This is a genomic window from [Flexibacter] sp. ATCC 35208 (assembly GCF_001975825.1).
In the GTDB taxonomy this organism is placed as follows: domain Bacteria; phylum Bacteroidota; class Bacteroidia; order Chitinophagales; family Chitinophagaceae; genus Chitinophaga.
Map to the genome: position 1 here is coordinate 1 of NZ_MTKN01000103.1, position 14,394 is coordinate 14,394.

6 protein-coding genes are annotated in these 14,394 nt (G+C 38.3%); 3 read left to right on the plus strand and 3 right to left on the minus strand.

The window, feature by feature from the left end; all coding sequences use genetic code 11:
• Positions 1-764 precede the first annotated feature (764 nt).
• The 3 genes from BW716_RS32850 to BW716_RS32865 all read left to right on the plus strand — a co-directional run bounded on the left by BW716_RS32850 (position 765) and on the right by BW716_RS32865 (position 8,464).
• Positions 765-1,244, plus strand: coding sequence for a hypothetical protein (locus tag BW716_RS32850; protein ID WP_083730295.1), 480 nt, complete (start codon positions 765-767; stop codon positions 1,242-1,244).
• Positions 1,245-1,466: 222 nt separating this feature from the next.
• Positions 1,467-3,347, plus strand: a complete 1,881-nt coding sequence (locus tag BW716_RS32855) for a UvrD-helicase domain-containing protein (RefSeq protein ID WP_083730296.1) — start codon at positions 1,467-1,469, stop codon at positions 3,345-3,347.
• Between the two features lie 515 nt (positions 3,348-3,862).
• Complete coding sequence (locus BW716_RS32865) at positions 3,863-8,464, plus strand: ATP-binding protein (RefSeq protein WP_083730298.1); 4,602 nt, start codon at positions 3,863-3,865, stop codon at positions 8,462-8,464.
• Positions 8,465-9,706: 1,242 nt separating this feature from the next.
• On the opposite strand, the gene BW716_RS32875 is transcribed toward BW716_RS32865, so the two are convergent.
• From BW716_RS32875 to BW716_RS32885, 3 genes are all read right to left on the minus strand, one after another.
• A complete protein-coding gene (locus BW716_RS32875) occupies positions 9,707-11,287 on the minus strand; it encodes an arylsulfatase (RefSeq protein ID WP_083730300.1) in 1,581 nt (526 codons plus the stop codon).
• A 642-nt stretch (positions 11,288-11,929) separates the two neighbouring features.
• Positions 11,930-13,363: an ATP-binding protein gene (locus tag BW716_RS32880; protein ID WP_083730301.1), complete on the minus strand. Its 1,434-nt coding sequence runs from the start codon at positions 13,361-13,363 to the stop codon at positions 11,930-11,932.
• A 331-nt stretch (positions 13,364-13,694) separates the two neighbouring features.
• Positions 13,695-14,063: a nuclear transport factor 2 family protein gene (locus BW716_RS32885; RefSeq protein ID WP_083730302.1), complete on the minus strand. Its 369-nt coding sequence runs from the start codon at positions 14,061-14,063 to the stop codon at positions 13,695-13,697.
• Positions 14,064-14,394 lie beyond the last annotated feature (331 nt).

Consider the following 14,394-nt stretch of genomic DNA (forward strand, 5'->3'; position numbering starts at 1 on the left):
AGGTCCGAATACTTACTTTGTAATTGTACTTTTTCTTCATATCTATTTTTTATTAAAGTTTCACCTCGTGTATCTACCCTTTAGGATGTAGTTCACATAATTCGCAAACGACACAGTTTAGGTAGGTAAGATGTATAGATAAAAGCTCAAGCAGCTATCGCTATAGCTCGCTTTTACAAGAAAGTTTTCTTTCTTGCTGCTCATGTCCATATTTGAACATGTCTGTCTTTAATAAAGATGATAATGAGGATCAAGTTTTACCGATGACCTTATTTCAAAGAACTATAACAAAAGTAACGTTTTCGATACTTTTTGCAAAGTATTCTTTTCGATACTTTTAAAAATTAATTTTTAATATAGATATTTATAAAATTACTATGTGTAAAAAAGTTGAATAACAACACTTAAGCAGTCTGTATCTATTTGCAATAAATGCCTTATAAGCAATCAAAAAAAATTACATACGCTATTAGGAAGACTTTGAATTACCAATGGCTATCTCTTTTCGAATCAATTTGTCTTATGAAGGCATGAATTCTAGATAAACTATCTACAAACTGGTTCGAAAACTTATCCCTTGCAGCCCGCGAAAAAGCAAAACCCGCTCTCAGAGCGGGTTTTGCTTTTTCATTCATAATAATGAGCACCTAACTTGTTTGTTTTCAACTTTATTGGTGTTCGAAATCAATTGAATTTTCTAATTTAGCATTTAGTGTTCCCTACTAATTTCCCGTTGAAAGATATTTTATGATTGAAGATTAAATATGGAATTCGAAAAAGCTGATAATACTATTCATGATGATCTTATCGTCAAGTATACTGGCAAATCAATTGAAGAACTGAAATCGATCATACCAAAATGGGCTTGGGGGCGCAATAAGAGCAAATTGCTGGATATAAGTCAATCTGTTAAGGAAGGTCGTTATGCTGTTAAATTGGTAGCCCCATTATCCTTAATGAAGCTTGCTGATTTTTACGAGGTGGATTGCTCATCGCTTTTCACCGGTGAAAAACTAAATGATTTCAGAATTGCCCGAATTCTGGATCGCTGGGAAAACAAACAATTTGTTGATCCTCCAAGCATAAACCTCTCTAATAATCGTAAACAGATTGTCTTTCAGGATGGAAGACATCGGGCTAAAATTAGTTTCCTGCTTGAATATAAAGAGATACCACTAGCAATTGATATAGATGATTTGCAAGAAATAGTCGTTCTTTTCAAGCTTGCAGGTACTATTATCTAAAGGATTTAGAATTACTTGTTTTCTCTTGGGATCTATATAAATGTCAAACAGGTCTGTTGGACGATCTTCAATGTCATTAAGACAGTGACTGTAGCAAATTAGACGGATTGTTTTTCAAAAGCGCTCAAAGTACAATTGAATTTGAGGATGTTATATATTTTACTTAATATAGGAATACTTTTGGTAAATGTGTATCGGCTTTCAAATTTGAAAACTTGACAAATGCATTCAAATCGCCTATACCCTTCATGGGAACAGATTAACCAGTTAAGAACTCCCTTAACAGCAGGAGAACTGGCTTTGGTTCAATATTTAGATTTATATCTCCCCAAGGATAAAGAATGGACGCAGACCAATAAAATTGAAGACTACAAGCATTTAAAAACTTATAACGGCTGGCTGATCTTTGTTCAACCCTTTCTAAATGGGGCTAGGCCTGATATCATAATATTTCATCCAAAGGTCGGTCTCATGATCTATGAAGTCAAGGATTGGGACTTAAAGCTTTACAAGGTTGACAAAGGAAGTCTGAAGGTGAATACCAGGGATGGAAGTTATGACGTCAAGCATCCCAAAAATCAAGTAGAACATTATAAAGATAATATTCAAAATCAGCTAGTTCCAGCAATAGGTGAAGCTGTAGATTTGAATAAAAGTAACTTTGGACTTATTAAAACTGGTATTTATTGCAATAGTTCCACCACATCCGAATGTCGGGATGTATTAGGTACACCTATTAAACCTGAAAATTTTAAATATTTCCCGTTTATAGGAAGAGATGCATTAACGGTGGAAAAGCTACAGGAGGTTGTTCCGGACGCATATCGACTATTTTCTTTCTGGAAAGAGGAGTGGAATGAGGAATTACTATTTTGGTTATTGCCTCCCTTTCATAGCATAGAACAGGGAACTGTTTTGACATTAAGAGGAAATCAATCAAAAATAGCAGAACCTCAACCGGGGCATCATAGAATAAGAGGTGTAGCAGGTAGTGGTAAGACACAAGCACTTGCATATCGTGCGGGAAAGTTAGCTTCTATGAGTAAGCATGTATTGATCGTGACTTTCAACATCACTCTTTGGCATTATATCCGAGATATGATTCAAAGAACACCATTTAATTTTCGATGGGATCAATTCACTTTTGCACATTTTCATGGTTTTTGCAAAGACAGGTTAAATAAGTTTGGTGTTAAATGGCCACAAGGCCCCAAGAGGGATAATTATGACAATGATGAAAGCTTTGAGCAGGCTTTAGAATATTTTTTTAGAATCACAATTCCAGATAAAGTAAAATCTTCAATAAGAGGGCAGTCTGTGGATTGTTACGATGCTATACTAATTGATGAGGGACAGGATTATTATTATCAATGGTATGAACTATTAATGAGTTACTTTTTAACCTCCCGGGATGAACTAGTTGTTGTTTGTGATAAAAAGCAAAATATTTATGAGCGTGAACTTGATTGGTTAGATAAGCGGGTTACACGTATTGGGCTTGATAGATTTAAAGATCCTTATATTGACTTAACTACCTCCTATCGCTTACCAAATCGAATTGCTGAAATATCTAATCGATTTAGTGAAATATTTGGACTTAATCAGGAAGTAAGGCTTTCAAAAATTGAACGGACCAATAGCCTACATGAGCACATCGTATGGCGAAATGAAGCTCGGGGGCAATGGTTAAATGATATTTTTAACTCTTATAGACGATTGACATACTCCGGGGAACACCCGTCTGATATAGTTATATTGCTACCTACACATAAGATTGGATTACAGGTTGTGCATTTTTTTAGGGAGAAGAAAATTGGTGTGAATCACGTGTTTGAAGATGATCAGGAACTGAAAACTAATAAGAAAATATTCTGGATGGGAGACAGCCGATTGAAAATGTGTACAATACATAGTTTCAAAGGATGGGAGCTGCTCAACATTGTATTGTATATTCCATTTATTACAAAAGACAGTATCAGTAGGATGGATTCTATTGTCTATACAGCTATTACAAGAACGAAAGCTAATTTAATAATTATCAATGAGAACCCAAGATATGAGGAGTTTGGTGATACACTACCTAAGAAATGGGATGATCAGTAATTTTGACGATTTGCTAATTGACTGCAAAAAGAGAACTATTTGAATTCATCGAAATTTGGTATAATAGGCCGCGCAGACATTCCGTAGTGGGATGATATTTCTGACAGAAAACATATGTCCCAATTTAGGAAATTGTCCTTTCTTCGACGATCTTGTTTTTCCCTTATCTAAATGAGGATACAAATCTTTTATGTTCTTCTTTTTCTCTACCATATCTGCCTTTTCCAATATCCGTTGATAGAGGTTAGTTTTAAATAAAGTGTGGATTAGAAGTTTTAACGATAAAGTTGGTCAATTAATCAATATGAACGGAACTATTAAGTGAATCACCCCGCATTTGTTTCCTGAGGGATAAGTGCGATGGACGTGCAAGAGTGCCAGGAAGGCGGGATATCTAACTAAAATCGGGAGCAAAAAAGCTGGAACCCGGTTGAGGAGATAACAGGGCCGGGATAAGCACTCATAAGAAAATATTATTTTGAACCTTTATAATCAGCTCTAACGCTAGAAAAAACATGTTGACATTTTCGGACTATAAGTATGAAGAGAGTGAAGAACCAAGGCCAGTCAAACTAACTGCCAGTCCCTATCCGTACAGTCATCTTCAATCTGACAGACGTTTTGAACACCTTGTTTTTTCGATTTTTAAAGTAAGAGTCGAAAAGGATGCATTACTGCGCGAAAAATTTGACCAGGTCCAGATTATGAACGGTGTTGGTGAGCAAGGCCGCGACGGTGTCTTATTAAAACATGGAAAAATAAGGGGTGCTATACAGTGTAAAAAACACAAAGGGAACGTCGGTGCGACAGAATGTATAACTGAAATATTGAAGTTTGTTTTATACTCCCTCATCAACTCGGATCTTATCCCTGATGCAAAAGATTTCACATATTACTTTGTCGTATCGCACGGTTTTACTAACCCCGCCAGTGACTATCTACATGGTTTCAATCAACGGATTGTTGTTGACAAGGATCTAGAAAAATACTTCATAACCCTTACAACAAAATACAAGAGCCTGTCAGAATTGAAGTACGCTGAAAAGTATGCACAATTGATTGACATCTTAGCTCAAATGAAAATTGTTAGGGTCACACCGGAAGAGCTGGATATATATTTACAGGACGATTGCAGGGCTCTCGCAACCATTTTTTTTGAAGTACAAAAAGTCGTTGATAATGCAATTGTAGAGGAGATATTGGCTTTTCTCAAAAGCGAATACAAAGTGCGCGAGCGCGCGCCGGTTGAGAAAGAATCCATCCTTGCCAAATTCGCAGACGCATCTACCGTGATAGCGAATTACCCCGATCAGTTTGGGCTTTTGGAAAATAGCCACATTAAACGAAAGGAAACGGCAGACGCAATAGACTGGCTTTCCAAATCATTGGACAAAGATGCACCTCCCCTGCTACTCGTCGCCGGTGATCCGGGTTTAGGTAAGACAGTTATCATAAAAGAGCTGTATCATGACCTGGTTGCAAAGGGAATACCGGCTATTGCGATCAAATCCGACAGGTATGCTGTCTCATCGCCAGATGAACTATACAGAAGACTGAATCTCGGCTATCCCTTGGCAAAGATGATCGGCTGGCTACAGGACGAATCTTTCGGGCAGGTAGTTGTACTTGTTGATCAAATAGATGCCCTCTCGCAGGCAGTGGCATCTAAACGCACATTCATTGATGCATACAATGTGTTGATATCTGAATTAAGGAGGATCGCAGGTGTTCGCATCATCATTTCAGTAAGGAATTTCGATTTAAAAAATGATCCGGAATTTTCACCGTATCGCGGGGTAAAATCCATCTGCGTACAGCCGCTTTCTAAAGAATACATAGCCGCCATTGTGACAAGGATTGGATTACGTATGGATGATGTTTCCGACAAGATGCTAAAGTTGTTATCTATCCCAAACCACCTAGATGTACTCTGCCGTATTTATACTCCCACCTTACGTATGGGGGAGTTACACTCCATACACGACCTTTATGACGAACTTTGGAAACAAAAAGCACTTGCCGACGAAGCACCTGCAGACGGAGGTAATACCTGTTACGAACTTGCGCGATTGATGTACGAGGAGCAAGTGCTGTCCATACCGGAATCAATGTTAAGCGAACCATTTAGATTGTGCATTTTTTATTTACAGCGCGCGGGCCTGTTGACATCAATGGATGGAGGCTTGCAATTTTTTCACCAGAGCTTTTACGATTATGTATATGCAAAACATTTTGTTACTACGGGACAAAATTTGCCCAGTTATATCCAGGATAACAAACAGAGCCTTTTCATAAGACCAGCCGTAAAAATGATACTCTCATTTCTTCGGACGATGTCACCGAAATCTTATACTGAGGCAATCGAGTACCTGCTTGTTAATGATAAAGTTCGGTTTCATTTGAAATTACTAACTGTGCAACACCTGGCGTTCCCATCATTTTCAACAAAATATGAAAAAGCGGTTATAAGGGAGCGAGTCCTGCAGCATGATACGCTCGGTATACCTTTTATGGAAGCGGTCAACAATGAACAGTGGATCAAAGTGTTCATCAATGAAGGACACCTGAATAACTTATTACATGCTGGAACGAGTATGGATTTGCTGATTGTACCACAGAACTTAGAGGCAATGCAACGACCGGCGCCATTTATCCAGCAAGGAGAACAAACATTCGCTGACCTGCAACAACGAAAAGACAGTAGAATGCAGCTCTGGTACGCAACTATCTATCAGTCATTTCGTGTATGCCGAGAAGAAACACTTACATATCTTAAAGCTTGCCCTACATTCCCCGGCAAAAAAAATATAATTCTGCGCCTATTAAACAGACTTTTCATATGGGATTACCCGATTGCCTTCCAATTATTTGACGAGGCAGCGCAAGACAGCAGTAATTGGTATGATATTTTACATATCCTTGAACACACCTTTGAGTATAATTTTGATTGGAGCCTTGCCTGGCTAGATAAATATTTGGAAAACGACGCACCTGCCCACGAAAATACGAGTATACAGTACAATGTTGGTAAATGCATCGAAAAGATGTTTGACCTCCAACCCGAAAAAGCCTTCGACTACTGTTTTGCCAAAATGATGAAACGAATATCGACAAAGGAAGAGTTTTATCCACGCCCCGCAAATAAAATTTACGATGATGGCGAATATAGCAGCTATGACTTTGACCGTGACCACCTAGCTGACCACAGTAGCAAGATGCTTCACAGGATGATCCAAACAATGGAGCAGTTTTCCCGTGAAGAAGATCCTTTTTTCCGGCGGTGGTATGAAATCTACAAACACAGTAATGCATTATCAGTTATTTGCGTTATGATGCAGGTGCTTGCCGCCAATCCTAAGGCGAACGCCAACATCACGATCGAGTACATATCCCATATTCTTCCAAAAGATTTTTCAGCCTACTATCTAAGCAATCCGCTCACAAAATTACTACCCAATTGTTTTAACGATTGGACTTTTGACCAGCAGGAAGCTATTTGCAATCTTATACTAAGTATACAAGTACCCTATGAACTTTCGGTTCGCAAAGACAAGGACCGCTATCTCTCTCAAAAAAGCTACTACGGTTTACAGCAGGCCATTCTGATGGCAGCAATACCACGGGAACCATTGGCCAAACACTCACAAATTTTTAAAAAGGTGCAGGAACTTGTGCGACGCCACCCGGATGCAAAAACAGAAGGCCGTCGGGGAAGTGTATCAGTTTGGCGTGGCGGTCCTCCTATGAAATCTTCAGCTTATAGCCATATGACGCTCTCTCAGTGGGAAGAAAGTATGTTGAAGTACAACCGCACTTATGAAAGGGACAATCCAAGAGCCTGGGGCGGTATCCTTGAGCATTCACGGGCATTCGAAGCACAGGTGAAAGAAAAACCTGCGTTTTTCATTCGTTTTATTGAAAAGCTGATTGTTGAACAATCAGTCGTTATAGATTACATTATCTCTGGTTTAAATGGCCTTAAAGCGTCCAAATATGCGCCGGAAGAACTGCGATCTTTATTCCACCTTGTAATTGGCTTACAGATGGAACAGGAAGACCGGCGACAATTAATCTGGCTGACAAGATATTTTATTGACGAAGAAATTATCGACGACGCTAGTATAGATTTTTTGTGCGATGTAACATTACATGATAGCGACCCAAGCAAATCAGGTGACCCGAAAATGGACATTCTGAATAGCAACCGTTGCCTTGCGGTCAATACACTTATCTATTGCTACGATCATCCAGGAGCAGCAGCAAAGATATATAGCACCATTCTGCAATGTGCAAAAGACCCTATCCATACTGTACGCGTAGCTGCGATGTATCAGTTGGGCTATTTCCTGTATGTTGACCGCACCAAAACACTTGAGCTTTTTTATGCATTACTCGGTGATGATAAGAATGAAGACGTATATGAAATGTCGGTTGTGACAGCCGCTTATCTTTCTACAACGCATTTTGAACAAATGTTGCCTTACCTCGAAGCAGCAATATTAATGAAGAAGGCACAGAAACAAATTAGCAGGCTCCTTTGTTTCCGCTGGTTCGATGGTTATGAGAAAGCATACACACTTTTGCAGCAATTACTCGCAATATCGACGAATGCCAAAGATCAGGTTATTAGTTTAGCCTTTGAATATTATAATACAACCAACTACGATCAGCAGGAAAAATGTAGTATGCTATTCAACAAGTTTTTACAGAAAACGGATGAAAATATTACGGATGCATACAACCTCGGGTTTCTGCACATGGAACCGGAGCAGTTTGATGTCTATGTGCCATTGATCAAACAAGCTATGTATAGTAACACGATACACAACAACCCAGAATATTTTTTAAAATATCTGTTAAAGTGTTGCAAAAAACATCCGGTAGTATGTTTGGACGCGGTTACTCACTATAAAAAGTACCGGCTGCCTAATCATTTCCATGGGCCACATCATAGCAGCGAAGATGTCGTAAAGATCGTGATTGGCGCATACAATGCACTTTATGAACAAAACGTACTGGATCAATGCTATGTAACCTTGGCACTCGACCTGCTCGATGAACTATTGCAGTTTCCAGAATACCGGGGAGCAAGCCAACAGGCAATTAATACTATCTAGCATGTTGATATGTTCGCATAGTGTTGGGTATTCAATTTTATTTCACCAATAAATGTTTGAATTTTAGATAAATCATCTACAAACAGGTTCGAACTTCGTCCCCTACACCCCGCTAAGAGGGACAAATCATCACAAGTATGATTTGTCCCTTTTTCTTTGCCCGATAGTTCCCTTTGCAGGTGCGCCACAAACTGCCGGTCCCTTTGTGCGGGTTCTAATAATGTAAAACCTTCGGTGGGTCAATTCTCTTACTCAGGATAGTGATTATATTTGTTTTTATTAAACCTTGTATCTGATAGGATACAATCAAAATATGACTATCTGAAGTAATATCTCCAATTCCAATATTATCGCATGAGATTAAGTAAGTATTATCAGCAAGCGACCCTTTACCCATTCCTGATTACACTTGTCATCACTTCCATTTTTACAATCTTAGAAAATAAGAATTACAAAAGCGAATGGCTAACGGCTGATGCTGTTATCATGATGACAATCTTATATATTTTTTTCTATTGTTTGTTTCTTAGTGTTTTATGCCTGACTATTTTTCTGTGTAAATTTGAAATAGTACGGAATAACAGATTATTGACTGTTTTGAGCTGGTTTTTATTGCCCTTGTCCATCACTATACTATTAGTTATAAAGGAGCTAAGTGATTATCCCGACAGCGGATTTTCATCAGCGGATAGCGACCTGCTATATATAGTATTTGGGAATGTTCCATTTATAATTGGACTAACCCGAGCTTTTATACTTTACAGGAAAGCAATGCAGCTTAGTTGAAAATTTGCCTTATGCATTCTATTATTTCAAAGTCTCCTTGATAAAAGCCAATTACATAAAATAGGGTGAGGATTATATGAACTTAATTTTAATTACAGGTGTATACAAGCCTGACGATCTATTCAAAAAAATAGCGTACTCATAAGTTACTCTCAAATTTACAAATTTGGAGCAAATTTATCTTATGCAGATTGGAACTTCGTCTCCTGTACCCCGCAAGCTTTAAAGCCTTCAAATCGAAAGATCTGGAGGCTTTTTAATTTGATGGATTAATGACAATCTTGCAAGATTTTTATGTAATACCTTTCAAGGTATATTTTCTATCTTAAAATCATACTAGAACTCATTTCATAAATGGGTATTTGTAATTGATAGTCAATGCTTGAAGGGTAATTATGAAATGAGTTTTAGTAACCCTATCTGCCTTAAACGCTATATAAGTTGGATGTCAAATATTTAGTTGTTTTTTATCGTAGTCCACTCCATTACCCCTACTCTTTTTGCCCATAAAACATATTCATTTTTAAGGCTTTTAACTTTTTCAGGGTATCTAATAGCCAGATTCTGAATTTCGGAACGATCTTTCTCGAGGTCATATAGCTCCCATGGCTGATCAGGTTCTGCAACCAGCTTCCATTTTCCTTTCCTGATAGCTGTGCTTCCTTCGTGTTCCCAAAATAGTGTTTTGTTACCTGTATAAAATTTGTTTCTGAAAGCGTCAACCAGGCTGATACCTGCTAGTGGTGTAAGTTTCCTGCTTTTAAATTGAGTTGGATATTTTACACCAGCAAGATCAAGACAGGTGGGCATCAGATCTATCAAGTGACCAGGACTGTGATTGGTGCTGCCTGCTTTGATGTGTCCCGGATACCAGATTATGAGTGGTGTTGCTATGCCTCCTTCGTGCGTATTACGTTTAAATAATTTAAACGGTGTATTACTTACATTGGCCCACGGTATTTCGTAACTATCTATGGAATTTACTGAGCCAGGCAAGCCCGTTTTTTGGATAACGGTAGATAAACTTTTTACTTCATCGGCACTGCCGCCGTTATCGGAGGCGAAAAAGATTATCGTGTTTTTATCTTTTCCCAGCTGTTTAAGTTTGCCTACAATCTCGCCAATACAGACATCCATCCGGTAAACCATGGCGGCATAAATGGCCATGCGGGTGTCCCATTTATCTTTTTCTTCAGGAGATAAAGAATCCCAGGCTGGTGCACGGTTATCGCGGGCAGATAATTGCCATTGTTTTTTGATGATGCCTTCGGCCAGCTGTTTTTCGTAGCGTTGTTTTCGCAAAATGTCCCAACCTTTAAGGTATCGCCCTTTATATTTTCCAATATCTTGTGATAAGGCCTGGATGGGCCAGTGCGGGGCATTGTAAGCGACATACAGAAAGAAAGGTTTTTGCTGCTCTTTGATCTCATCTAAAGATTTGACAGCAAAATCTGTAATGGCCTGCGTAAGGTAATTTGAAGTATCGTTCCGGGATACTTCTTTATCATTAAGCATAAAAGTGATCTTGCTGCCATCATTATATAGCGGTGCCGAATTGAAGTAGCTGCTGCCATTGTTCAACAAGGTAAACGACTTATCGAACCCGCGATTATATGCCAGTGCAGATTGTTGCAAACCTACATGCCATTTTCCTGAAACGATGGTATTATAACCTGCTTCATCTTTTAGTAACTCGGCAATTGTAGCACTATTTTCATTTAAAAATCCCTGGTATGCGGGTGAGCCTTTATATTTTACCATATCGCCAACACCAGCCTGGTGCGGGTACAAGCCGGTTAACAGTGCCGCACGCGAAGGACAACATCTGCCCGCGTTGTAAAACTGAGTCATTTTGAGGCCTTCATGGGCCAGCCTGTCTATATTGGGGGTGCTGATTTCGGAGCCAAAACAACCGATATCAGAAAAGCCCATATCGTCGGCCAAAATGATGACGATATTGGGCTTTTGTTTAGGTACCTGGCCAAATGCAGGCCCCATATAAAATATAATGATGAGTAAGCAAATTCTAATTAGCATAACAGTGCTTTTAAAACGTTGTAAATTACCCAGTCATCTAAGTTCAGATGAGGTAAATATTACAAAATACATATCTTTTTAAATCTTATTGAGCATTTGCCACACTTTTGCATGAAAGCTGTAAAATCCTCTCTGTCTTCGATTTCGATTGCTCTTGAAAATAAGCAATTTTCCATTTTTAGTCGTAAATATTAAAAATGGTATTGTGTTCTTTATTGAGAAAATTATTCTCTACTTGTGGGGCTTCAGATCATTATAAGGAATGACTGGATTATATGGCATATTTTCTTCTTTAGAACGTGGGGCGAATATTGTGATTTTTACACTCATTGAAAAAACGGCGTTAATTTTCGCCCTAGTTATAATTAGAAGAAAACAAGACAGCGAGCTTTTATATAATTGTCAATAGCAAATTTAGTGATGAATTTCACTGATAAAAGCGAAATATTTCAGATGAATCATCTACTAAAGGGGGTGGCAGTTGTCCCTCAAAGCCAGCATGATAAATGGGAATAATTAAGTATGAAGATGCTTGATTATTCCCATTGAGTTTTATGTAAACCTGATAATTATTTCTTTTTTTTATAGTAGATCTTCAATAAAACAGACCGAGCTGAATTTTCAGGAAAGGCACCACGGTATTTAGTCTTTAAATAAAGCCTCCATAGTAATCTCTTTCTGTATAAGATTAATGTAGTTGTCGTTTTTTTTTGCGCCAAAGGTAGTTATAAGTGTAAGAAAAAGCGTTTTACGGGTTTGGGTTCTTTCATGAAATACAGCTTCTTTTTGTTTTAATACTGCAGCGTATTTTTTGTCTATAATAAACTCGGAAAGAGTAAATTTAATCTCACATAGATTGATACAATTATCTTTTCTGTCAAACAGAAGATCTATTTGCGCGCCTTGCTCCTTCTTTTTGGAAGAATAACGCCACGGAGATACTTCGGTATAAACATCCGCTATTCCTATTTCTTTTTTAATCTGCTGAGCGTGTTTAAGACATATACTTTCGAATGCAAGGCCACTCCAGCTTTTCCATGATGTGCTTTCCGATAGCCTTAGCCACGTACCAGGCCCTTGCGATTTACTATTTTCTATGAATTTTATGTAGAAAAGTGAATATTCATCCGTAAGCTTATATATGCTGTCCCTGACAGTTTTATCAAAAGGTACATAAGGCGTTATAAATCCTGATTCCGACAGTTCATCCAATAATTGTGTGGTTCCCCCTCCGGACGTGAGTGAGCAGGCTTCAATTATTTCATTTCTTGTAAGCCCGCCGGATTTAGCCGCCAACGCTCTGACCACTTCTATATGATATGTGGCTTTTTCAAATAATGAATGATAAAGTATTTTAAATTCATCATGCAACAAACCGCTTTTTTTAAAACAGGTTCTATCTAATACCTGTGCTGCGCTTTCTCCTTTATTCACTTCTTTAAGATATAAAGGAATACCTCCCATCGCCATGTAAAGCTGCAGCAATTGATATTGATCCAGGGTTATTTTTCTACTTTTCAGATAGGCTGCTGTTTCACTAAGATTAAAAGGTAACAGGCGAATCCTTTTTGTTACCCTGTTATGAAGTCCACCGCGGTTGTTAATTACTTTCTGAATCATCCAGGACGCAGCAGATCCGCAGATTACTACCACCAGATTTTTTTGCCGGGAGGCCCACATATTCCAGAAATATTCAAATGCCTGCATAAACCCTGATCTTGGTGTTTGTATCCAGGGAAATTCATCAAAGAATAAAACTCGCTTTTGCTTTTTTATAAGAGGACCTATATATTTTTCCAGCATGTTAAAAGCCTGCCGCCAATTAACCGGGGTTTCTACCGGCAAACTTTTCATGGAGCGTGTCAGCGCCTGACCGAAATTAGCCAGTTGGTCGTTCAGCGTTGCATTATGGATGCCCGAAAATTCAAAAATTATTTGCTTCTCAAAGAAGCTCCTGATTAGAAAAGTTTTCCCTATTCTTCGGCGGCCATATATGGCCACCAATTCGGCCTCATTAGAGTCCAAGGCCCTCTGTAATAGTAGTTTTTTTTCTTCTCTTCCTATAAGTTGTTCCATCCTGATATAATTTATATTTCGCCACAAATGGTCAAAAATAAACACTTGTGGCAGAATATAAAAATTTATATTTCGCCATAACTGCTGGGAAATAGTACCTTATGGCAGCTTATGTCATGCTTATTATGAATGAGCCTGCCTAATAAATGAGTAAATACCAGATAAATCATCTGCAAACAGGTTCGAACATTGTCCCCTCCACCCCGCAAGCTTTAAAGCCTCTAAGTCGAAAGATTTGGAGGCTTTTTTATTATTCCTATAAATTTCAACGCTATCGGCACTAAAAGCGATAATTCAAATTATCGCTTTTAGTGCCGATAAACAGGTATGTTTAATTGTTGGTTTCAATTTCCTGCAACACCGTATGTAAAGACACTGCATCATCAAACGTCGGTGCATTACGAGTTCCATTCCTTATATCTCCGGCTATCAATTCATACATCCTCGTTACATTCCCCGCTACCAGATTTTCCAGAGAAGGGTTTAATAATTTCAATGCCTTATCCTCCCGTCCGGCACTATAAATAGAAAGCTGCGCTGATTGCCCATGTCCACTATTACCAGTTACCTGTAAAATCCTGAGACTAAAATATAAGAATGCAGCTCCATACTCATACATGCGAATGATCTTGTCACCATCAAACTCAAATATTGTAACATAATCATTCTTATAAGGTCTTCCATTTTTTTTAACGATCATTCCACCTTTTGCGGAAAATACAACCTGGTTGGAGTCTCATGAGGTAGACCATTCATGGTTAAGCCAGACTAATGGAGTAAACTTGCCGAACAAACCTTTAGTATAGGCAAGAATTTCTTCTCTATTTTCAAGAAGTGCTACGCAAAAAGCCTTCCTATTTCGTCCGGAGATTACATTATTACGGCACCTTATTCAGTGTGATTAAACCAATCCGTCATAAAGACGATGAAATACTCCGTTTTGGCGATGATAAAACTATTGTGGAAATTGATTTTTGTGGGCTATAATTAAGTAATTGAAGTTGTTTAAACTTGAAGTTGTTTACACTTTT

Excerpts from the sequence above, each read along its gene's own strand:
- BW716_RS32855 (WP_083730296.1), top strand. The coding sequence starts at position 1,467 with ATGCATTCAAATCGCCTATACCCTTCATGGGAACAGATTAACCAGTTA.
- BW716_RS32885 (WP_083730302.1), bottom strand. The coding sequence starts at position 14,063 with ATGATCGTTAAAAAAAATGGAAGACCTTATAAGAATGATTATGTTACA.
- BW716_RS32865 (WP_083730298.1), top strand. The coding sequence starts at position 3,863 with ATGTTGACATTTTCGGACTATAAGTATGAAGAGAGTGAAGAACCAAGG.
- BW716_RS32875 (WP_083730300.1), bottom strand. The coding sequence starts at position 11,287 with ATGCTAATTAGAATTTGCTTACTCATCATTATATTTTATATGGGGCCT.
- BW716_RS32880 (WP_083730301.1), bottom strand. The coding sequence starts at position 13,363 with ATGGAACAACTTATAGGAAGAGAAGAAAAAAAACTACTATTACAGAGG.
- BW716_RS32850 (WP_083730295.1), top strand. The coding sequence starts at position 765 with ATGGAATTCGAAAAAGCTGATAATACTATTCATGATGATCTTATCGTC.